The organism is Saccharothrix sp. ST-888, from assembly GCF_000955975.1.
In the GTDB taxonomy this organism is placed as follows: Bacteria; Actinomycetota; Actinomycetes; order Streptomycetales; family Streptomycetaceae; genus Kitasatospora.
On the sequence record NZ_JYJF01000236.1, the window covers coordinates 1 to 2,326 of the forward strand.

The window sequence follows — 2,326 nt, forward strand, 5'->3', positions numbered from 1 at the left end:
GCCGCGTTCTGCTCGCTATCCGGCACGTCCCACTCCACCCCGTCGATCGCCACCAGGCGCCACGGCCCGAGGAACGCGCCCGGCGTGAGCAGGTCCGCGACCGGCTCGGCGACCCGCTCGAACACCTCCCGCAGCACCTCGGCCCCCAGCCGCTGCCGGGCCTGGGTGATCCCACCCGTCGTCGGTGGCACCCACTCCGCACCCACACTGCCCCAGGAGACCAGGGCCTGCGTCAGCCGGGCCATGACCTCCTCGTAGTCGTCATCGCCGAACAGCGCCAGCGCCATCGCGAAGTACACCACCAGATGCGGCGGTAGCTTCCCGCCCGCCCGCTGGGCCTGCCGCCCGCACACCACGACCGCCTCATCGACCACGTCGCGCGGCACCGATGCCGCCAGCACCCCGATCGAGACCTGATCCGGCAGGCCACCAGCTCGCTGACTCACAATCAGCAACGTAGCCCATGCCGCAGCTTCGCCGGTCAAGCACCCATCTACACAAGATCAACTTAAGCTAAGCGGCATTGGGTCAATGGGGGTCAAGGGGTGGTCAAGGGGTGGTCAAGGGGTCGCAGGTTCAAATACTGTCGTCCCGACTGTGAAGTCGGTTGTGAGAGAGCCGGTACTTGGGAATCCAGGTGCCGGCTCTTTCGGGTGCTGCGTCAGCTGGTGGTCGCATGGTGGTCGCCGGGCCGCATCGGCCATGGCGTCGATGGTTCTTCTGTTCGTGCCTGCTGATATGCGGGCAGTTGCCAGTGGGGGCGTGGGCGCTGACGCCAGGGGCGCCGGGCGCGGCAGACGGGGCGTCCGAGGACGGTGTGGTCGGCGTTGTCGAGGATCAGGCGACGGCGTCGACGGCCGCGCGGGCCGCGAGTCGGGTGAGCTCGGCGTAGATGTTCGCGCTGGTCGACAGGGTGCGGTGGCGCAGGGTCTTGGAGATGACGGGCAGGGGGACGCCGGCGGCCAGGGCGAAGCTGGTCATGAGGTGGCGCAGGTCGTGGAGGGCGATGCGGGGGACGCCGGCCTTGTCGCAGAGCAGGTGGAAGTGGTCGAGGACGTTCTTTGGGTGCAGGGGGCGGCCGTGGCGGTGGAAGACGTAGCCGCCGGTGTCGGTGATGTTGCCGAAGGCGCGGGTGCCGGAGCGGTCGTCGAGGGCTGAGGCGACGCGGTCGGAGAGGGCGACCCACATCCTGCTGCCCTTGGTCTTCGGGGCGGTGAGCAGGAGCTGGTTGTTGTCGACGACGGAGAGTGTCGCGCGGACGAAGAAGACGCGGTCGGGGAGGTGGACGTCGTCCCAGCGCAGGGCGAGTGCCTCGCCCTTGCGGATTCCGGTGCCGATCATGAGCTCGGCGAGGTCGGCGTAGAGCGGGTCCGTGACGTGGGTGAAGCGCAGGAAGCGGGCGGTCTGCTCCTCGGTCCACAGGCGCCTGGGGGCGGAGGTGGGGCGGGCGAGCAGCGGGGGCTTGGCGGGATTGCGGGCCAGTCGGCCGTCGTAGACGGCGCTGCTGAGGGCGCTGGAGGTGGTGGCCATGATCCGGTAGACGGTGACCCTGCCGCGGCCCCGGCGCAGTTGGGTGGTGACGAAGGCGCTCAGGTGCTGGCGGGTGAGGTCGATCAGGGGGATCGTGCCGAGGGCGGGGATCAGGTCCTGCTCGACATAGGCACGGTAGCGGGCCATGGTGGTGGGCTCGAGGCGGAGCTCCTTCTCGGCGAGCCAGTCCCTCAGGTACTCGGCGGTGCGCTGCCTGGGATCGGTGATGACGCAGAGGGCCAGGCCCTCGTTGAAGCGCCGCAGCGCGGTGCGGGCGTCGAGTTCGTCGGGGAAGCCGGCGCGGCGGATGGTGTGGCGGTGGTCGTCGATGGGCGGGGCGTCGACGGCGAAGGCCCAGGTGCCGTGGCGGAGGTCGGTGGCGAGGCGGGGGCAGGTGGTGCCGAGCTGTCGGCGGTGGTCGTCGCGGCAACCGCAGCGCCGGTAGACGCGTCCTCGGTCTTTGCCCGGATTCGGTGTGCAGCGCATGGTGATCGCCTCGAGCGGTCGAGCGCGCGGAGTTTTCCTCCTCCAGTCTGGGCCTCTGCGACCACGGTGCGACCACCATGAGTCGAACATATCTCGCTGTCGCCGACCATCACCCCCAGGATCTCGCGGCCGCCGTCCTCGGTGATCCCGGTGGCGATGACCACGGCTCGGGAGACGATCTGGTGCTCGACCCTGGCCTTGCAGTAGGTCACGTCGAGGTAGATGTACGGGAAGCGGACGTGGTCCAGGGGGCGGCTGCGGAACGCGGTCAGTTGGCCATCCAGGTCCTGGCAGATCCGGGAGACCTCGC

At 69.7% G+C, this 2,326-nt stretch carries 2 protein-coding genes and 1 pseudogene; all 3 read right to left on the reverse strand.

The features are described 5' to 3' along the window. Positions 1 to 446 (reverse strand): transposase domain-containing protein (locus UK12_RS32260; protein ID WP_197085356.1); only part of this gene is annotated, 446 nt, incomplete at its 3' end. A 391-nt stretch (positions 447 to 837) separates the two neighbouring features. Beyond that, entirely contained in the window at positions 838 to 2,016 is a 1,179-nt protein-coding gene (locus tag UK12_RS32265) for a tyrosine-type recombinase/integrase (protein WP_156179081.1), read from the reverse strand. A 92-nt stretch (positions 2,017 to 2,108) separates the two neighbouring features. Next, positions 2,109 to 2,326: pseudogene (locus UK12_RS43820) on the reverse strand (transposase); the annotation flags it as partial.

Bases quoted from the DNA above. Each gene is read 5' to 3' on its own strand.
- UK12_RS32265 (WP_156179081.1), bottom strand. From the start codon at position 2,016: ATGCGCTGCACACCGAATCCGGGCAAAGACCGAGGACGCGTCTACCGG.